15 protein-coding genes and 1 pseudogene are annotated in these 16665 nt (G+C 60.7%); 12 read left to right on the top strand and 4 right to left on the bottom strand.

What is annotated here, in order from left to right; all coding sequences use genetic code 11:
• Nucleotides 1–20: 20 nt before the first annotated feature.
• A complete protein-coding gene (locus VIO10_RS10135) occupies nucleotides 21–431 on the top strand; it encodes a hypothetical protein (RefSeq protein ID WP_331963221.1) in 411 nt (136 codons plus the stop codon).
• A gap of 34 nt (nucleotides 432–465) precedes the next feature.
• Here the strand turns inward: VIO10_RS10135 and VIO10_RS10130 are convergent, their stop codons facing one another.
• The 4 genes from VIO10_RS10130 to VIO10_RS10115 form a co-directional block, all read right to left on the bottom strand.
• The gene (locus VIO10_RS10130) at nucleotides 466–843 is read right to left on the bottom strand and encodes a hypothetical protein (protein ID WP_331963219.1); all 378 of its coding nucleotides are present in this window, start codon (nucleotides 841–843) and stop codon (nucleotides 466–468) included.
• A gap of 5 nt (nucleotides 844–848) precedes the next feature.
• On the bottom strand, nucleotides 849–1766 hold the full coding sequence (locus VIO10_RS10125) for an alpha/beta fold hydrolase (protein ID WP_331963217.1): 918 nt from the start codon (nucleotides 1764–1766) through the stop codon (nucleotides 849–851).
• Between the two features lie 43 nt (nucleotides 1767–1809).
• Nucleotides 1810–4047 (bottom strand): acetate--CoA ligase family protein, encoded by a 2238-nt coding sequence (locus VIO10_RS10120; RefSeq protein ID WP_331963214.1) that lies wholly within the window; start codon nucleotides 4045–4047, stop codon nucleotides 1810–1812.
• 256 nt (nucleotides 4048–4303) lie between these two features.
• Complete coding sequence (locus VIO10_RS10115) at nucleotides 4304–5596, bottom strand: hypothetical protein (protein ID WP_331963211.1); 1293 nt, start codon at nucleotides 5594–5596, stop codon at nucleotides 4304–4306.
• Between the two features lie 237 nt (nucleotides 5597–5833).
• On the opposite strand from VIO10_RS10115, the gene VIO10_RS10110 reads away from it, so the two are divergent.
• The 11 genes and pseudogenes from VIO10_RS10110 (at nucleotide 5834) to metX (ending at nucleotide 16664) form a co-directional block, all read left to right on the top strand.
• The gene (locus tag VIO10_RS10110) at nucleotides 5834–6307 is read left to right on the top strand and encodes a hypothetical protein (RefSeq protein WP_331963208.1); all 474 of its coding nucleotides are present in this window, start codon (nucleotides 5834–5836) and stop codon (nucleotides 6305–6307) included.
• A gap of 520 nt (nucleotides 6308–6827) precedes the next feature.
• A complete protein-coding gene (locus VIO10_RS10105) occupies nucleotides 6828–7175 on the top strand; it encodes a hypothetical protein (protein WP_331963206.1) in 348 nt (115 codons plus the stop codon).
• A 517-nt stretch (nucleotides 7176–7692) separates the two neighbouring features.
• Nucleotides 7693–8027, top strand: a pseudogene (locus VIO10_RS16235) (cbb3-type cytochrome c oxidase subunit I); the annotation flags it as partial.
• Nucleotides 8026–8268, top strand: coding sequence for a hypothetical protein (locus VIO10_RS10095; RefSeq protein WP_331963201.1), 243 nt, complete (start codon nucleotides 8026–8028; stop codon nucleotides 8266–8268). The pseudogene VIO10_RS16235 and the gene VIO10_RS10095, both read left to right, overlap by 2 nt.
• 39 nt (nucleotides 8269–8307) lie before the next feature.
• Nucleotides 8308–9186: an IS1595 family transposase gene (locus VIO10_RS10090; RefSeq protein WP_331963198.1), complete on the top strand. Its 879-nt coding sequence runs from the start codon at nucleotides 8308–8310 to the stop codon at nucleotides 9184–9186.
• Nucleotides 9183–10148, top strand: a complete 966-nt coding sequence (locus tag VIO10_RS10085; protein ID WP_331963195.1) for a P63C domain-containing protein — start codon at nucleotides 9183–9185, stop codon at nucleotides 10146–10148. Before VIO10_RS10090 ends, VIO10_RS10085 begins: the two co-directional genes overlap by 4 nt.
• Nucleotides 10145–10699 (top strand): ATP-dependent Clp protease proteolytic subunit, encoded by a 555-nt coding sequence (locus VIO10_RS10080; RefSeq protein WP_331963192.1) that lies wholly within the window; start codon nucleotides 10145–10147, stop codon nucleotides 10697–10699. Before VIO10_RS10085 ends, VIO10_RS10080 begins: the two co-directional genes overlap by 4 nt.
• 165 nt (nucleotides 10700–10864) lie before the next feature.
• A complete protein-coding gene (locus VIO10_RS10075; protein ID WP_331963189.1) occupies nucleotides 10865–11194 on the top strand; it encodes a hypothetical protein in 330 nt (109 codons plus the stop codon).
• Between the two features lie 158 nt (nucleotides 11195–11352).
• The gene (locus VIO10_RS10070) at nucleotides 11353–12816 is read left to right on the top strand and encodes a wax ester/triacylglycerol synthase family O-acyltransferase (protein WP_331963186.1); all 1464 of its coding nucleotides are present in this window, start codon (nucleotides 11353–11355) and stop codon (nucleotides 12814–12816) included.
• A gap of 684 nt (nucleotides 12817–13500) precedes the next feature.
• The gene (locus VIO10_RS10065; protein ID WP_331963183.1) at nucleotides 13501–14808 is read left to right on the top strand and encodes an O-acetylhomoserine aminocarboxypropyltransferase/cysteine synthase family protein; all 1308 of its coding nucleotides are present in this window, start codon (nucleotides 13501–13503) and stop codon (nucleotides 14806–14808) included.
• Between the two features lie 8 nt (nucleotides 14809–14816).
• A complete protein-coding gene (metX, locus tag VIO10_RS10060; RefSeq protein ID WP_331963180.1) occupies nucleotides 14817–16664 on the top strand; it encodes a homoserine O-acetyltransferase MetX in 1848 nt (615 codons plus the stop codon).
• Nucleotide 16665 lies beyond the last annotated feature (1 nt).

The raw sequence follows: 16665 nt of genomic DNA, 5'->3' as shown, positions 1-16665 counted from the left end.
AAATATTTCCTGACCACCGCATGACCGTAGGCTATGGAGAGTACTTGGGCGGGGTGGCCTCCAAGAACGGAATGGCGTTTGTGAGTGCCTGCGCGTCTCCGCCCGGTGGTCCCGACAGCGGAGATACGGAGATTCTGGTGATTCCGCTTGGCAGTAAGTCCGGTGACCTCACGACGCTCACAGGTCATGAAGTCTACAACGGCGCCGGCATACGATTTGAATCAGGCAAGCCGACCTTGGTCGACCCCCTCGGCGGCATATGGTCCCAACACCGGCTGCAATTCATGGCCGACGACCTGGTCAAGGCCGGCTTCCAACTGATGTCCGGAGACGCGCTGCGCAATCTCATCGCACTCAATCCAAGCCGGCGCTGCCCGCAGCCGCCCGACTGGATTCCGCCTGAATTTCTGGCGCACCCGCCCCACAAATAGCGGGTCGAGGGAGGCGTCAGCCGTGCCCGTACTTTTAAGGTCGCGGCCACGCGACGGGATGGCCGGCGAAGGTCAGAACGCGCGCGAGATGCTCGGGGTTGAGGCCGTCGCAGACCTCGGCAACCCACAGGCAGAAATCGATCAGATCGCGGTCGATCTGATCTTCGGGCGGACGCGGCTCGTAGCGGCTCCAGAAGCCGTAAACCATCGCCATTGACGGGCGGCCTCGCCCCAGGTCCGCGAGTTCGAGCGCGTACAGATGGCCGCTGTTCGATCGCCAGTAAACTCTGCCCGCGCGCTTGCCCACCGCACGCTCGAGCGATTCGGCCACTTCAGGCCGCGTGTCCAGTTCCTGCTCCCAGAGCAGCGGGTCGGCGCGCAAGCCGGCCAGTTCGTCCGCAGTCGGCGTCATAAAGTTCATACGCGACTGCCCGCCGCGGAATCGAGAAACGGGATGATTGCGGCGACCAGGTCGGGTCCGCGGTCGTCCTGGAGAAAATGCGCGGCCCGCTCGAACAGGATCGGCCCCTCCGCATGCGGCATCAGCTCCTTCAACCGACTGGCGTACTCGATCGGGAAGACGGCGTCCTCCGGCGCCCACAGCAGCAGGGTCGGCGTCCGGGCCAGCTCGGGCAGGCGGCGCTGAATCATCGTCATGTCGGCCCATCCGCGGTCGCCCTGGCGAAGCGGGATCGTCCTGGGCCAGGTAAGCACGACGTGATCGGAATCGGGTTCGTCGAAGACGTGGTGATAGCCCCGCTTCTGCGCGTTCGTCATCCCGCGCCTGCTTATCGCCGACGGTCCCGCATGGGAAAGCACCTTGAAACGCTTCATCAGGAGCTGGCCGATTAGCGGCGCATGCCAGGTCGTCCACGGCAGCGGCGACTGATGGAACTTGCCGGCGTAATCGGTAAAGAGCCAGGTGTTCATGAGCACCAGCGCGGCGAGTCGATCGAGTCTTTGCAGAGCCGCTCCCACGCCCTGCGGGCCGCCCCAGTCCTGTCCGACGATCACGCAGCCGCGCAGATCGAGCTGGTCGATTAGCGAGACCAGGTCGGCGATATGATGCGCCAGCGTAAGCGCGGCATCGACGCGCGGATGGTCGGAGTAGCCCGACCCGATCCAATCGGGAACAACGGCGCGGTAGCCCGCCTTAACCAGCGGGTCGATGAAGTCGCGGTAGAGAAATCCCCAGGTGGGATTTCCGTGCAGCAGCAGCACCGGCCGCGCGCCACGGCTCCCCTCGTCGACGTAGGCCATGTTGCGGCCGTTGACACGCAGCGTTTTCTGCTCCCATGGGAAGAGCGCTCGAAGCCATGCGGGCTTTTGGTTCATGGCGGATGGCGCCGGAATTTCCATCTCGGCTCTCTGATTTTAATTAACCCACGGCGTTCGGTCTCTGGGCCGAGGCTCCCGCACGCTCGAAATACTCAGCCGCGGCGCGAAACGCACCCGCCGCGCGCTCGAAAGTGTCGAAGGTCGCCAGTCCCCGCTCGCGTGCAAGCGCGCCTGCGCCGGCCGCGACTGCGGCCCGCAGGTCGGGCACCACATGTTGCGATTCGACCGCGATCGCAAACGGCTTGTGCGCGCGCTGGGCGAAGCGCGCGAGCCGATCCAGCAAAGGGATGGTGTCGTTGACGTCGATTGGGCGTCTCGGGCCGCCAAACCCCAGTCCCGGCCTGACCTCCATCACGATCGCGTCGATAACCGGATCGCGGTCAAGAATGTCCAGTACGCGATCGACATTATCCTGGCCGCCGGCCGTGCGGGGTCCGAGCGTCCACGAGGCGTCAAGCGGATTGCGGTAGCTGCCGCCGATCACCTGGAAGAAGCTCTTGAACTCGGCGTACGAAGCTTCCGACAAGGCCGGAACTTCCAGTCCATGACTGGCAAACGTGTCGCTGATCACCACCGACTGTCCGCCGGTCATCGCGACCAGCGCCATCCCGCGTCCCCTCACCGGCCGCGCGCGGGTCAACAGCTCCATCGCGTCCAGCATCGGCTCGAGCCCCGCCACTTCGACCGCGCCGCTCTGACGCATCGCCGCCCGCCATCCGGCCGCCGGAGTCGCGAGCGATCCGGTGTGCGAAAATGTCGCGCGGGCGCCCGAGTCCGTCACGCCGCCCTTCCAGACCAGCACCGGGACGCGCGCTGTGGCGCGCTTGAGGCTCTCGAAAAAGCGCCGTCCGTCGCGTACTCCCTCCAGGTAGATGCCGACCGCACGGGTCGCGGGGTCGGAGGCCATCACGTCGAGGTAGTCCGCGGCCTGCAGCACCAGCGCGTTACCGATCGACGCCGACATGCTGACCTTGATCGCGCGTCCCGGAGCTTGCATGCAGAAACTGATTGCGTGCGTTCCGCTCTGCGAGATGAAGCACACGTCGCCCGGTTCGCCCGCGCGCAGGCTCGGGGAATTGAGCAGTCCCAGCCCCGGGTTGCAAAGGCCCATGCAGTTGGGGCCGACCAGCGCGATATCCGAGCGCGAAGCGATCTTTTTCAGTTCCGCTTCGAGTTCCACTCCGATCGGATCGCCGGTTTCGGAAAAACCGGCGGTAAAGAATCCGATGCCTGCGACCGCGGCCGCGGCGCATTCGGCCAGCGTCTGCGGCGCGACCTTTCGCGGAACGGACGCGATCGCGTAGTCGATCGGTTCCCCGATCTCGGACACGCTGCGGAAGTTCCTGATGCCGAGCGCCTCGATCGCGGCGCCTTCCTTTGCGTCGGGCTGCACCGAAAAGCGCTTGCCTTTGAAGTTATCGAGCGCACGCAGCCACATGAAATCGCGCGAGGCGCGATCGCCGATCACAATCGCAGAGCGCGGCTTGAGCGCGCGCCGGAGTTTTTCCTGGCGGCGAGCTTGAAGCGCCGCCGCTTCTGCCCCCGGCAATTGCCCGCGCGCGGCGTCTTTGACCTCGTGCTCGAGCGCAATGCGGGCGTCGAGCACGCTCAGCCCCGACGCGTAGGCGGCGATCGGGTTCAGGTCCATTTCCCGGATTTCCGCGCGGCGCGCGGCGAACTCGGATATCCGGACCAGCAATTCCACGATCGCCTCGCGGTCAACCGCCGCGCTGCCGCGCACGCCGTCAAGCAGCGCAGCGCCGCGCAGCTCCGCCAGCATCGCGCGCGCCTCGCGCTTATCGACCGGCGCGATCCGGACCGCGGTGTCCTTGAGCACTTCAACCAACACTCCGCCCAGACCAACCATCACCATCGGACCAAACTGGGGATCGCGCGCGATGCCTGCGAGCAGCTCCAGTCCCGCCGCCGCCATGGCCTGCACCGCGACGCCTTCGAATCGCGCGTCGGGAGCCTTTTGCGCGAGATTTGCGCGAATGCGCGCGAAGGCCTCGCGCACTTCGACTTTCGAAGCGAGGCCCAGCGCGACGCCGCCGATGTCGCTCTTGTGCGTGACATCGGGCGAAAGCACCTTGAGCACGACCGGGAAGCCGCGCCGCTCGGCCGCCGCCGCGGCTTCGTCGGCGCTGCGGGCCGGCTCGGGCATCTGGGTTGCGATGCCGATCGCTTCGAGGATCCGTTTGGATTCGATTTCCGAAAGCGCACTGCGGCGTTCGGCCGCGGCGCGCGCGATGGTTTCGTCGATAATGTTTTCGTTCACAACTTCCGACTTATAAGCGAGAGTTTGGGTTGATAAGAATCCGTGTAGCCTACCGATCTCTTGTATTAGTTGATTAGGTTAGTTCAGGTCGCATTTGCAAGCGCGATCGCGCCGAACTGGACGACGACTCTTGCGCGATGGCCGGTGCGGCGAAGGTTGTGCGGCAGAGCATGGAAGGGGGCGAACCCGTCACCCACGCGGCGTGAATGACGGAACACGCTCCTCTGTCTGCAGTGATTGAAGGCCGGGCGCCAACTCACTGAGCTTCGCCGAGCGTCGTCAGCGTGGCGGCCGCCGGCTCAAGCCAGAATCGGATCTGCTCGTAGACCGCAGGATGGTTGAGCATCCGCAGGTGGGTCGTCATCCCCAGGTGGCTCTTGTTCACGGCTGGAAACGAGACGCGCCTGGCCGGCTGCACGCCGCGACCCAGGGCGCTTGGAAATCTCACCAGCATGTCTCCGACAATGAAGCCGAGCGGATCGCTCGGACTTTCCGTCACGGTTGCGGCAACGAAGTAGTGCGCCGCGGAGTCGAGAAACGGGATGTCATGGCGATTGTCCTCGAGCAGCGCGTCGGCATCTCGTCCCCGCCAATCCTCCTCGACCAGATAGCCAAAGCGCAGGTCTTTGATCCCGTCGCTGCGGCCGTTGACGATGTTTGCGATCGGCTGCGTCAGGTCGGACACGTTCAAGGCCCATCCCATAACGTTCCCGAGCTTCTCGAGCGGCGCTCCAAGATGCGGGGTGCCGAGGCAGAAGATATGGCGAACGGAACCGATCCAGCCGTTTCGACGTTGCTTGCCCTGATGGCACGCGCTTCGCGCGACCAACCCGCCCATACTGTGGCCGACGAGAACGATCTCCTGCACAGCGACGGGCCACGCGTTGACCAGCTCTTCCATTTTCCCGGCCAGCAGCGCGCCGTTTTCCGAAACGTGGAGACCGGAATTGTAGCGGAGATAGAGCGGCGTGTAGCCGAGGTCTTGTTCCAGAAGCGATCCGTACGTCGTCTCGCGGTCGCCGTAGGTTTCTTCCGAGTAAAACCGCCACGACTGCTCGTTGCACGCGAGACCATGAACGAACACGGCGAGCTTTCGGCCGGCGCCCGGGTATGTACGGCGGAGAGTCTCGGCCTCCAGGGCGACGGCTCGACCCTCATGGCGAAACTCCATGCGGGTCCGCAAACCGTTTCGATTGCGTTCCAGATGGTCGCCCATGAACCCGTTCAGCGCGCTGACGGCGAGATCCAGGGCGGCGGGCAGCGGTTCTTCTTCGGCCGGCTGTGTCTGTTCGAGCGGCGTTAGCGCCAACTCGGCCGCAATCCCGGCCAACTCCATCATGCTGCGAATACTCCAGTAAACACCGCCCGCAATTGCGTCGTGAAGCATCCGAACCGCAGCCGCCGGGAGACGGGTCGCCGGGTCGAGTTCAAGCGCCTCGAAAGGACGCCGGGCGATCGCGGTATGAAGCTCCTCGACGGTGGTTGTGCCGCCGTTGAGCGCGCTGACGAAGAGGTCCTTGAGCCCGCGGACTGCGTCGATATTTCGCATACGTCCTCCGGGCAACCATAGAGCCGGCGGCGTCTCGCACGCAAGGCGCCGGGCGATGAAAAAATCGTTTTAACTTCGTTTATGGTTTTTTCGTTCCCTCTTTCCGAGCGATACTTTCTAGAATCAAATTAGAAGATGAATTTGTGCCTGCATCTCATAGGTGAAAGGCTCGACTATGGCTGACCGAATTTTCCGAGGCTTCTGAAGCCTTGGGCAACACACTCGCGCTGGTGACTGATGCTGTTCGTGATTGCTATCGCTGTGCATGTGCTTGCCGTCGTTCATTGGATCGGCGGTGTCGCTCTGGTAACCACCGTGATCCTGCCGACTGCCCGTCGCATGGACACGGTGGAGGACCGGCTGCGCATTTTCGACCTCGTCGAGTCTCGTTTCGCACCGCAAGCCAGAATCTCGGTCCTGGTCGTCGGCATTACCGGTCTCTACATGCTCAACCATCTTGACCTCTGGAGGTCGATGCTTGCGGCGAGGGGTTGGTGGCTAGATAGCATGGTGATTCTGTGGACGATCTTCGCCCTCATGCTGTTTGTCGTCGAGCCGCTCTTTTTGCATTCCTGGTTCATTCGCTCGGTCCACACAGACCCGGAGGCCGCTTTCCGGAGGATGGAGCTGCTTCATTGGGTATTGCTGATCCTCAGTTTGCTTACGATTGGCGCCGCGGTAGCGGGCACCAATGGTCTGTCTATCAGCTAAGTTGCCGGACCGACGGCGCTGCTACCCCCACGACTTCAGCGGGCTCAGCTATCGGGTCCGTCAGGCATTGCGCCGCGTGCGCCGTCGCCATCCGCGCGCGCAAGGCGCGGAGCAGCCCGCTGCGGCAATTTTCCATCCTGCGAAGCTTCGCTAATTTTAGAAAAAGCACGTCGGTAGCTTTATTCGCGTGGTCAAATCTTAGGGCATAGTTTGCACGTGAAGGCATTTCCATGCTTAAATAAAACTTATCTGAGGTGATTTTATGCGTAAATCCAACTTATCCGCGGTTCTGAACGCTACCAGGTCGATCATTCTTGTCGCATGCTTCGTCACAATTGCGGCCGTGCCGGCATTTGCCATGGGCGGAGGCGGAGGCGGAGGCGGCGGCGGAGGCGGCGGCGGCAACAAACATAGCCAGCACATGAAGGGAATCAGCGGATCGGGTATCGGAACTGGCTCTACTAACTGCACCGGAAGCAATTGCACAGAGAGCGCGACTGGAACTTTACTCGGTACGGGCATGGGCAATGGCTCCTTCAGCGCGACGCTGAATTTCTCCAACGCCAACCCGATCGAGAACGGCAACGGCGGCTCGTGCTATGGCGCCAGTGGCACGATTACTCTGACTGCGGCGAACAACGACAGCGTAAGTTTGGGCGATGTGGGCCTGTTTTGTCAGGTGGGATCGGCGTCAACCCCAACCACCTTCAACGGGTCATACATCGTGAATAGCGGGACCGGCGCATTCTCCACCGCGAACGGAGCAGGAACCACCGTTCTCGCAACGGACGGCTCGGGGAATGTTTACCTGAACCTGGTAGGCGCCATGATGGGCGCTGGTGGTCGAATGGGTGGCGGTGGAATGTAATCGCGTCCACGAGGTCGACAAGTAAGAGGCGCTTATGATCGTGAGGCGTCCCGGGCACGCAGGTAAAACGATTCTCGGCGTCTGCGTGATTCCGGCGAATGCTATTTGAGTTCTGGTTTATCTCAAAAGCTGTTCGCCAATTGGAGTTAGCGGTGAGCCGAACGTCGTCGCGAGCGAATGTTTCGCTTGAGTTATTCCACGTTGCTCTGTAAAGAGTAGCCGTTCGTTGCCATACATCGGTGCGGGGGGGGCGCCAATGACGGAGCGCGAGCAACGCTACATACAGGATCCGCTCTTTTGGCGCGCCGGGGCGATCGCCGCCACAATCTTCATGTCGATGGTGCTTGCCGCGCTCACCATCGACACGCTGCGGCAAATCACTCCCGGCAGCCCGCGCGTCCCGTCGTACGACGTAATCAACAACTCGATCGCATACCAATACGATCCGGCGCGCGCCGAGTATGCGCCGAAAATCGGGGGCGAGGAGCTTATCTTCGATGCTTTTCCCGCACTTGGCAACATGTCGCACGACCTGTTCTGGTGGTGGTGGCTGGTTCATCTGTGGGTCGAAGCGACCTGGGAAGTACTGATCGGATGCATCATGGCGTGTGGACCCTGATTCACCTGGTGGGCGCGTCGCGGCGCGTGGTCGAGAGCTGGCTCTATGTGGAAGTTGCGCTGGTGCTCGGCACGGGCATCCTCGGGCTCGGCCATCACTACTTCTGGATCGGCACGCCGCGCTACTGGTTCGCGATCGGCGGATTTTTTTCGGCGTTGGAACCGCTGCCGCTGCTCGGGATGGTGGTGCATGCGGTGTACGGCGCGGGCAGTCATCATTTGCGCGCCGCCAATGGTCACCCATATCGCCAACGGAATGTATGGGATGATGATCGTGGATCCCAAAGCCGGATGGTCCAAGGCCCAGGAAGTGACGCTCGAGCAGGGCGAATTCTATGGCGATCCGGACAAGAACGGGATGGTCTCTGGCGACAGCAAGCGGATGATGGATGAGCGCCCTGATTTCGTGGTGTTCAACGGCGTCATCGAAAAATACGGAATGTCCCAGTTTAAGGTAGTTGACACTGTCGGTTGATTTTGGTACAACTGTCCCATCACACGGTGGGATGGTTGTATGAACATCGCTCAAATCTATCGGCTTTATCCTAAAGAATCGGATTGCATCGCACATATCGAGGCCGTGCGTTGGCGCGGCAAACCTGTCTGTCCGTACTGCGGATCGGATCGCTCTACAGCGATGCCGAAGGAACAGCGGCATCATTGCAACAATTGCAAGACTAGCTTTTCCGCGATGGTCAAGACGATTTTCCATCACACCCATCTGCCGTTGCAGAAGTGGTTTCTGGCGCTGTCGCTCATCCTGAACGCAAAGAAGGGCATCGCGGCGCGCCAGCTTGGCCGCGATCTGGAAGTTAACAAGGATACCGCGTGGTTCATGGCGATGCGGATTCGACGCGCTATGGAAGAGCATCCGGATCAGCGCGCGCTACTGCAAGGCGTTGTTGAAGTCGATGAAACTTACATCGGCGGAAAACCTCGCAAGCGGGCTCGGCGCGCCGATGAAGCGCCACACAATAAACGCGGACGCGGCACCAAGAAGCTCGCGGTTGTTGGCGCGGTCCAGCGCGGCGGTAAGGTTATCACTCGACTTGTTCCGAACGTCAAAGCCAAGACGCTGACTCAGTTTATTCGCGAGCACGTTGAAGCCGAAGGCACAACGGTGATGACGGACGAAATGCAGTCTTACTGGCGTCTATCCGCTTTCATTAGGCATCAGACCGTCAACCACCAAGTTGAGTACGTTTCGGGGAACATCCATACGAACACGCTCGAATCTTATTGGGCATTGCTCAGGAGGGGCCTGATGGGCCAGTACCACCGGCTCAGTAAGCGTTATCTACCGCGATACCTTGATGAGTTCAGCTACCGATACAACATTCGCAAAGTTGCAAACGTCTTTGAAATTACTCTGGCAAGGGGGTTGGGAGCATGAGCGAGCAAAGAGAAAAGATTCTGCGTGCGGTTCGACAGGCGCCGGTCAAAATCGGTGATGTTGAATTAGGTTCTGCGGTCCTTGAAGACGAAACGCGCGTCCTGACGCAAAAGACGCTCTTGCAGGCCATCGGGCGTTCGCGACCAGCTGGCGGGGTAGCGCAAAAAGCAGCGATCGCAGATTTGCCGGTTTTCTTGGCCTCACCCAACCTAATCCCCTTTATTTCCGAAGACTTAAGGCGATCGTCGAAACCCGTACTTTTTCGCCCATTAGGAACGGGCGGTCGCCGCACCGAGAAAGGCGGAAAGGGCGGTAGCGGATATGCACTGGGATTTGATGCTCGCATTCTTCCAGAAGTTTGCAGGGTCTTCGTTGAAGCGCGGGACAAGGGCGCACTGCCTAAATCTCAGGTGCGGATCGCTGAACAGTGCGATCGTCTTCTTCGCGGTCTGGCGGGTGTCGGTATTATCGCGCTGATAGATGAAGCAACCGGTTACCAAGAGGAACGCGAACGAGATGCACTTCAGCGCATTTTAGAGGCTTACATTCAGCCCGAGTTTTTGCCGTGGACGCAACGTTTTCCGATCGAATATTTCAAGGAATTGTTCCGACTAAGAAATTGGACGTGGGCATCCGATCCATCAACCAAAGGGCCTCGCGGCCCACGGTACGTGGGTAAATTGAATAATCAGCTTATCTATGCGCACTTGCCACCAGGTGTATTGCCCGAGCTACAACGCCTGAATCCGCCAAACGAGAAGGGCCAGCGTCGCCGCAAGCATCATCAGTATCTCACTGAGAACATAGGAAATCCGCATCTTGAAAAACAGGTGCTAGCGGTCTTAACTCTGATGAAAGCATCGCCAAACTGGACGGTATTTGAGCGTCTTTTTAGACGTGTTTTCCCAGCACCACAAGGCGAACTTGCACTCATCGAATCGAACGAAAGGGGAGAAGAATGATCGACCTGACCGGAAAGAACGTTGCCTACTATGGTTATACTGGGATTATCGACTCAAACGGGGTCACGCGCCTTTGCCAAGCATTCAACATCGCCTCTAACAAAAAGGCGGACTACATCTATCTATGCTTGAATTCTCTTGGCGGTTCCGTGGCCGATGGAATTTATTTCTACAACCATATCCGCGCGTTACCTACGAAAGTGATCATGCACGCGACGGGATTAGTCGCTTCAATCGCGACCGTCGTTTTTGTAGGTGCTGAGATTCGATATGCCTCAGCAAATTCAATGTTTATGGTGCATTCAACCACCGTCGGACCATACCAATCTGTTAACGCAGAGCAGTTAAAGACGAACTTGGTTTATGCGTCTGGCGAAGACGAACGAACCGAACGAATACTCAAGGAGCGAGCGAATTTGAGCGAGGAAATTTTACTTGCTAAGCGGACTAGAGAAGTCTATCTGCCGCCCCAAGAAGCTCTCAAATTCGGTCTGATTCATGAGATTGGGGACTTCATTCTTGGGGTCGGCAACCAAGTTGTTCAAATCTAAAACGAGCGTTGTGCGCCCGTTCTGATCAATCTGCGGGACTACGCTGATTCCGTAAATATTAAGCATCGGCTTTCCCCTTCGGGCAATCTAAATACGGTCGCGCGAAGGACAAGTCAACCTTACTGGAATTGCACCGGCCTGTCACGCTAGCCAATCCTACCGCTTGTGGGCGCTACCGTAAAGCGGGACATTCCGGAAAAATATGCCGACCACCCGATCCAGATAAAAGTCGGCCGGCCGGTGCGCATTTTCTTCGTGAACATAGGCCCAAAGCGCACCTCTACCTTTCACGTTGTCGGCACCGTGTTCAGCACGGTCTATCGAAGCGGAAACCCCGCCAACGCATTCCACGGGGTGCAGAGTTTTGAGGTGGGCCCCGGCGATGGGGCCGTCTTCGAGTTCACCGTCCACGAAGCGGGCGACTACCCCTTCGTGGATCATGCCATCGCACGCGCATACAAGGGTGCGATCGGCATCTTCCACGCCGTACCCTGAGGGGCTCCGGCAACCAGCGCTGCGCAACTTTCTTTTTCGCGATCGGTTTGGTTCCGGGCGTGCAACGCGGACGCATCGCCCACGGGCGACGATGGTCATGCGAGCGGGCTTCCTGCTAAAACCGCATCATCACGAGCCCGACGCGAGGAGCTGACGCGATGGCCAAGCACGAACGGCTAAGCGCCTTGGACCGGACATTCCTCGACCTCGAATATCCTGAAACGCACATGCACGTCGCGGGCGTGATGGTCTTCGACGCCGGTCCGCTGCGGACTGCCGGCGGCGGAATCGATATCGAAAAGATCCGGAAATACGTCGCGTCGCGATTGCATCTCATCCCCCGTTATCGGCAGCGGATCGCGCGGATACCGCTCGATAATCATCCGGTGTGGGTGGACGACGATCGCTTCAACCTTGAATATCACGTGCGGCACACTGCGCTGCCGCGCCCCGGCGGCGACGAGCAGCTCAAGCGATTGACGGGAAGAATCGTCTCGCAGCAACTCGATCGCGGCAAACCGCTGTGGGAATTGTGGATAGTCGAGGGACTCGACGGCGATCGCTTCGCGATGATCACCAAGACCCATCACTGCATGATCGACGGAGTAGCCGCCGTCGATCTCGCAGCCGTGCTGATGAGTCCGGCGCCGGACGCGGCGATTCCCGACGCGCAGCCGTGGCAGCCGCAGTCCGCGCCGTCGCGCGGCGAGCTGGTGATGGAGGAAGCCCGGCGGCGGCTGGCGGGGCCGCTGGAATTGGGCAAAGCAATCCTCGGCGCGATGCAAAATCCGGCCGAGACCGCGGAGCGCATCAGCGAGCAGATTTCCGCGGTAACCGAAACGCTCAGCGCAGGAATGTCTTCAGCTTCGGATTCGCCGTTTAATCAGCCAATCGGCCCGCATCGGCGATTCGAATGGACGGCGATGGAGCTGGCCGACGTCAAGCGGGTGAAGAACGCTCTGGGCGGGACGGTAAACGATGTCGTGCTGGCCACGGTGGCGGGTGCGGTTGGATTGTTTCTGAGCGGCCGGGGATTTTCTCCTGAAGAAATTGCGCAACTCGATTTCCGCGCGATGGTTCCGGTGAGCGTGCGCGCGTCGTCGGAGCGAGGCACGCTGGGAAATCGAATCGCGTCATGGGCGGCGCGCCTTCCGATCGCCCAAACCAATCCGCGCCGGCGCCTGCAGGCGGTCCGCGCAATCACGGCCGATCTCAAAGGGTCGCGGCAGGCGCTGGGAGCAGAGGTGCTCGCGCAGGTCAGCGAGTGGACGGCGGCCACGCTGTTGTCGCTCGCGATGCGTCTGGCGGCGCGGGCGCGCCCGTTCAATCTGATCGTCACCAACGTGCCCGGACCGCAGATCCCGCTTTATATGATCGGCGCGCGACTGTTGGCCGGATATCCAATCGGGCCGCTGTTTTTGGATCAATCGCTCAACATCGCGCTGCTCAGCTACGATGGCCGGTTGTATTGGGGATTCAATGGGGACTGGGATGTGCTGCCCGATCTCCGCGACCTTGTCACAGCAATTCGCGCATCGTTCGACGAGTTACTCCGGGCGGCTGAGACGGCGCACGCTCAAACGCGCACCCGCAGTCGCAAACCGCGCGCGCGGCATGGGTGACCCCTGCACCCAATGTTAAGACAAAGATGCGGGCATCTTCGCCGGCGTTCCTGATTAATCCTGGGGCCCTGCGGCGGTTTTCGGACCGTGGCAGGCTGCGACCTGATCGACTGTGGAGCCAAGATTCGAGGCGATCTGGGCGTCAGTCAAACCCGCCTGCTCCTGATTTTTCACTGCGTCGCAGTCCACGGGAGCATTAGACGGGGAAAACATGCTGCATCCTGAAATTCCGCCAGCCAGGATCAGCATTCCGAAAGTGGCCGCAAGTATTAGTTTGCCGGGTACCCGCATGCGACGACTCCTCCCTATCGATGTTTCCGACACGTCAATTTATGCCCTCTACGCAAATGCAACTAATCGTCTAGTTCCTTGAGTAGCGTCTTGGCATCATTTAGATCAATCGTGTCGAAGCCTTCGTCAAGCCTGATTAAAGCGGTGCTGGCAGGTCGCGCGCTTCGGCGAGATTGTTAAATTGCGATAATTGCGCCTGCGATGCCGGCGACGATCCCGCCGGTCCGCTGGGTTCCGGGCGTGCAGCGCGGATGCATCGCCGGTCAGCGCGAACCTCGGGCATGGCAAGCCATCTCGGCGCAGCGCCGGGCGCTCTTGACACAAGTCTATCAAAAAACGTTGCTTATCTTATAAAATCGGCCAAATGATCGAATCCATCGATTGGGGAAGTTAATGGCAGACAGCAGTTCCAACTATCGGCTGGGGACGCTTGCGCTTCACGCCGGACAGCAGGTCGATCCCGCCACCAACGCACGGGCCGTGCCGATTTACGCGACGTCGTCGTATTTGTTCAACGACACGGAGCACGCATCGAACCTGTTCGCGCTCAAAGAGTTCGGCAACATCTACACGCGCTTGATGAACCCGACCAACGACGTGTTGGAGAAGCGACTGGCGGCGCTGGAGGGCGGCGCGGCAGGGCTGGCTTTTGCGTCGGGCCAGGCTGCAATCAATGCCGCCATCCTGACCATCGCCCACAGCGGCCAAAACATCATCTCGGCCACCAGCCTGTATGGCGGTACGTGGACGCTGTTCACGCAGACGTTCAAGCAGCTCGGCGTCGAGGTGCGTTTCTTCGATTCCGCCAAGCCCGAGGAAATCAGCCGGCTGGTGGACGACAAGACGCGCCTGGTTTACCTCGAGACGCTGGGAAATCCAAAAAATGATGTCCCGGACTTCCGTAAGATCTCGGAGCTGGCCCACAGTCACGGCCTGCCGGTGATCATAGACAACACGGTGATGACGCCGTGGCTGTACCGGCCGATCGAAGACGGGGCCGACATCATCGTTCACTCGACCACCAAGTTCATCGGCGGGCACGGCACGCACATCGGCGGCGCGATCGTCGATAGTGCGAAGTTCAAGTGGGGTGACAACCCGAAGAAATGGCCCGAATTCTGCGCGCCCAGCCCGTCGTACCACGGGATGGTGTTCGAGGAGGCGCTGCGGCCCATCGGCAATATCGCCTACATCCTGCACATCCGCACGCACTGGCTGCGCGATACCGGCGCGTGCATGAGCCCGTTCGCGGCGTTTCTTTTCCTTCAAGGGCTGGAGACGCTGCACCTGCGGATGCCCCGGCACTGCGAAAACGCATTGAAGGTTGCCAAGCATCTGGAGCAGCATCGATCCGTGGATTGGGTGAACTATCCCGGTCTGCCAAGCCACAAGGACTACGCCAACGCGCGCAAGTACCTGCCCAAGGGCCAGGGCGCCATCATTGGGTTCGGCATCAAGGGCGGCCGTGACGCCGGGGTGAAGTTTATCAATAACGTCAAGTTGATGAGCCACCTGGCCAATATCGGCGACGCCAAGACGCTGGTTATTCATCCCGCCTCGACGACTCACTCGCAGCTCACGCGCGAGGAGCAGTTGAGCACGGGGGTAACGCCCGAGTACGTTCGCCTGTCAGTGGGGATCGAGGACATCGAGGACATCATCGAGGATCTCGATCAGGCGCTGGCAGCTTCGCAACGGTAAACGAGCCAGTGGATAGACGTGCCACGCAGCCGCTCGCCCATCAGGCGAAGGTGGGGCAGGGCGATTTCGACAGCAGCGACGCGGTCCGTACCGCGGCGCCGCTGCTGCATGCCAGGCAGGTCACCTTCGACACTGCGCTCAAACTGGAACTCGGCGGCGAACTGCCGTCGGTAACATTCACTTACGAGACCTACGGGCAGCTAAACGAGGCGGGCGACAACGCCGTCCTGATTTGCCACGCCATCAGCGGCGACTCGCACGTGGCCCGGCACGACGACGCGGATTATCCCGGATGGTGGGATATCATGGTGGGACCGGGCCGGTTCATCGATACCGACCGCTATTTCGTCATCTGCGCCAACATCCTGGGCGGATGCCGCGGCACTACCGGCCCCAACAGCATCGACCCGCTCACCGGCAATCCGTATGCGGCGGACTTTCCCACCGTAACCATTGCCGACTCCGTCGAAGTGCAGCGACGGCTGATTGACCACCTCGGCGTGGGCCGGCTGCTGGCGGTGATCGGTGGCTCGATGGGCGGTCATCAGGCGATCGCCTGGGCAACGCGCTATCCCGAACGGGTCCGTGGATGCGTGGCGATGGCGACCTCGCCCCGGCTAACCAGCCAGGCGCTGGCGTTCGACGTAGTCGCGCGCAATGCGATTATGCACGACCCGCACTATCACGGCGGGCGATATTACGGAGAGCAGGGGCCGGCGGTGGGCCTGGCGCTGGCGCGGATGCTAGGGCACATCACGTACCTGTCGCGCGAATCGATGACCGCGAAATTCGGTCCGAGCCGCCTGCGTCCGCGGCAGGTCGCCACGGCATTCGAGAAAAAGTTTTCGGTCGGCGCTTACCTGGGTTACCAGGGCGACAGATTTGTCGAGCGGTTCGACGCGAACAGCTACGTCACGCTGTCGATGATGATGGACATGTTTGACGTGGGCGACAGACCCGAGGCGCTGCAGGCGGCGCTGGCGCCATCGCAGTGCCAGTGGCTGGTGGTGAGCTTCAGCAGCGATTGGCTTTTCCCGCCGGAACAGGGCCGCGAGATCGCCGACGCCTTGCTGGCGCTGGACAAGCCCGTGTCGTATTGCGAGGTTACCAGCTTGAGCGGCCACGACGCGTTCCTTTTGGCCGACAGTGTCGAGACTTACGGCGGGATGATCCGCGGCTTCTTTGCCAATCTTTCCGGGACGCCGAAGGTCGTCGAACCGAGCGTGGCGCCGGCGCCACCGCCATCGTCGGGCACCTTTTTTCAGGGCGACCGCGTGGACCTCCGAATCCTGGTGGACCAGATTCCGCTCGACAGCAGCGTGCTGGACCTGGGCTGCGGCAGCGGCCAACTGATGTCCGAACTCGTCGCCAGGGGCCACTCCCGCGTCGTGGGCGTCGAGGTAGACGAGAAGGCCGTTCTCGCGTGCGTATGCCGCGGATTGAACGTCATCCATGCCGACCTCAACCGCGGATTGACCGGCTTTCGCGATCGGCATTTCGACGTGGTAGTGCTCTCGCAGGCCTTGCAGTGCATCGACGACACCAAAGGCATCCTGCGCGAGATCACACGCGTCGGCGGGTTTGGCATCGTCAGCTTTCCGAATTTCGCTTATCGCAAGCTGCGGGAGATGTATTTCGAACTGGGCCGCTCACCCAAGCTGCCGGGGCTTTACGGCTACGAATGGTACGACACCCCGAATCGCCGATTCGCCTCGATCGTCGATGTTCGGGAGCTCTGCCATGCAATCGGCGTTCGGGTGCTGCGCGAGATCTGCCTGAACAGCGAATCAGGCCAGGAAGTTCACGACGACCCGAACCTGAACGCCGACATCGCAATGTTCTTCATCAGCGGCTGAG

It is taken from the genome of Candidatus Binatus sp. (assembly GCF_036567905.1).
In the GTDB taxonomy this organism is placed as follows: domain Bacteria; phylum Desulfobacterota; class Binatia; order Binatales; family Binataceae; genus Binatus.
The sequence above is the reverse complement of the archived record's forward strand: the minus strand, read 5'-3'. Positions and strand labels throughout refer to the sequence as shown.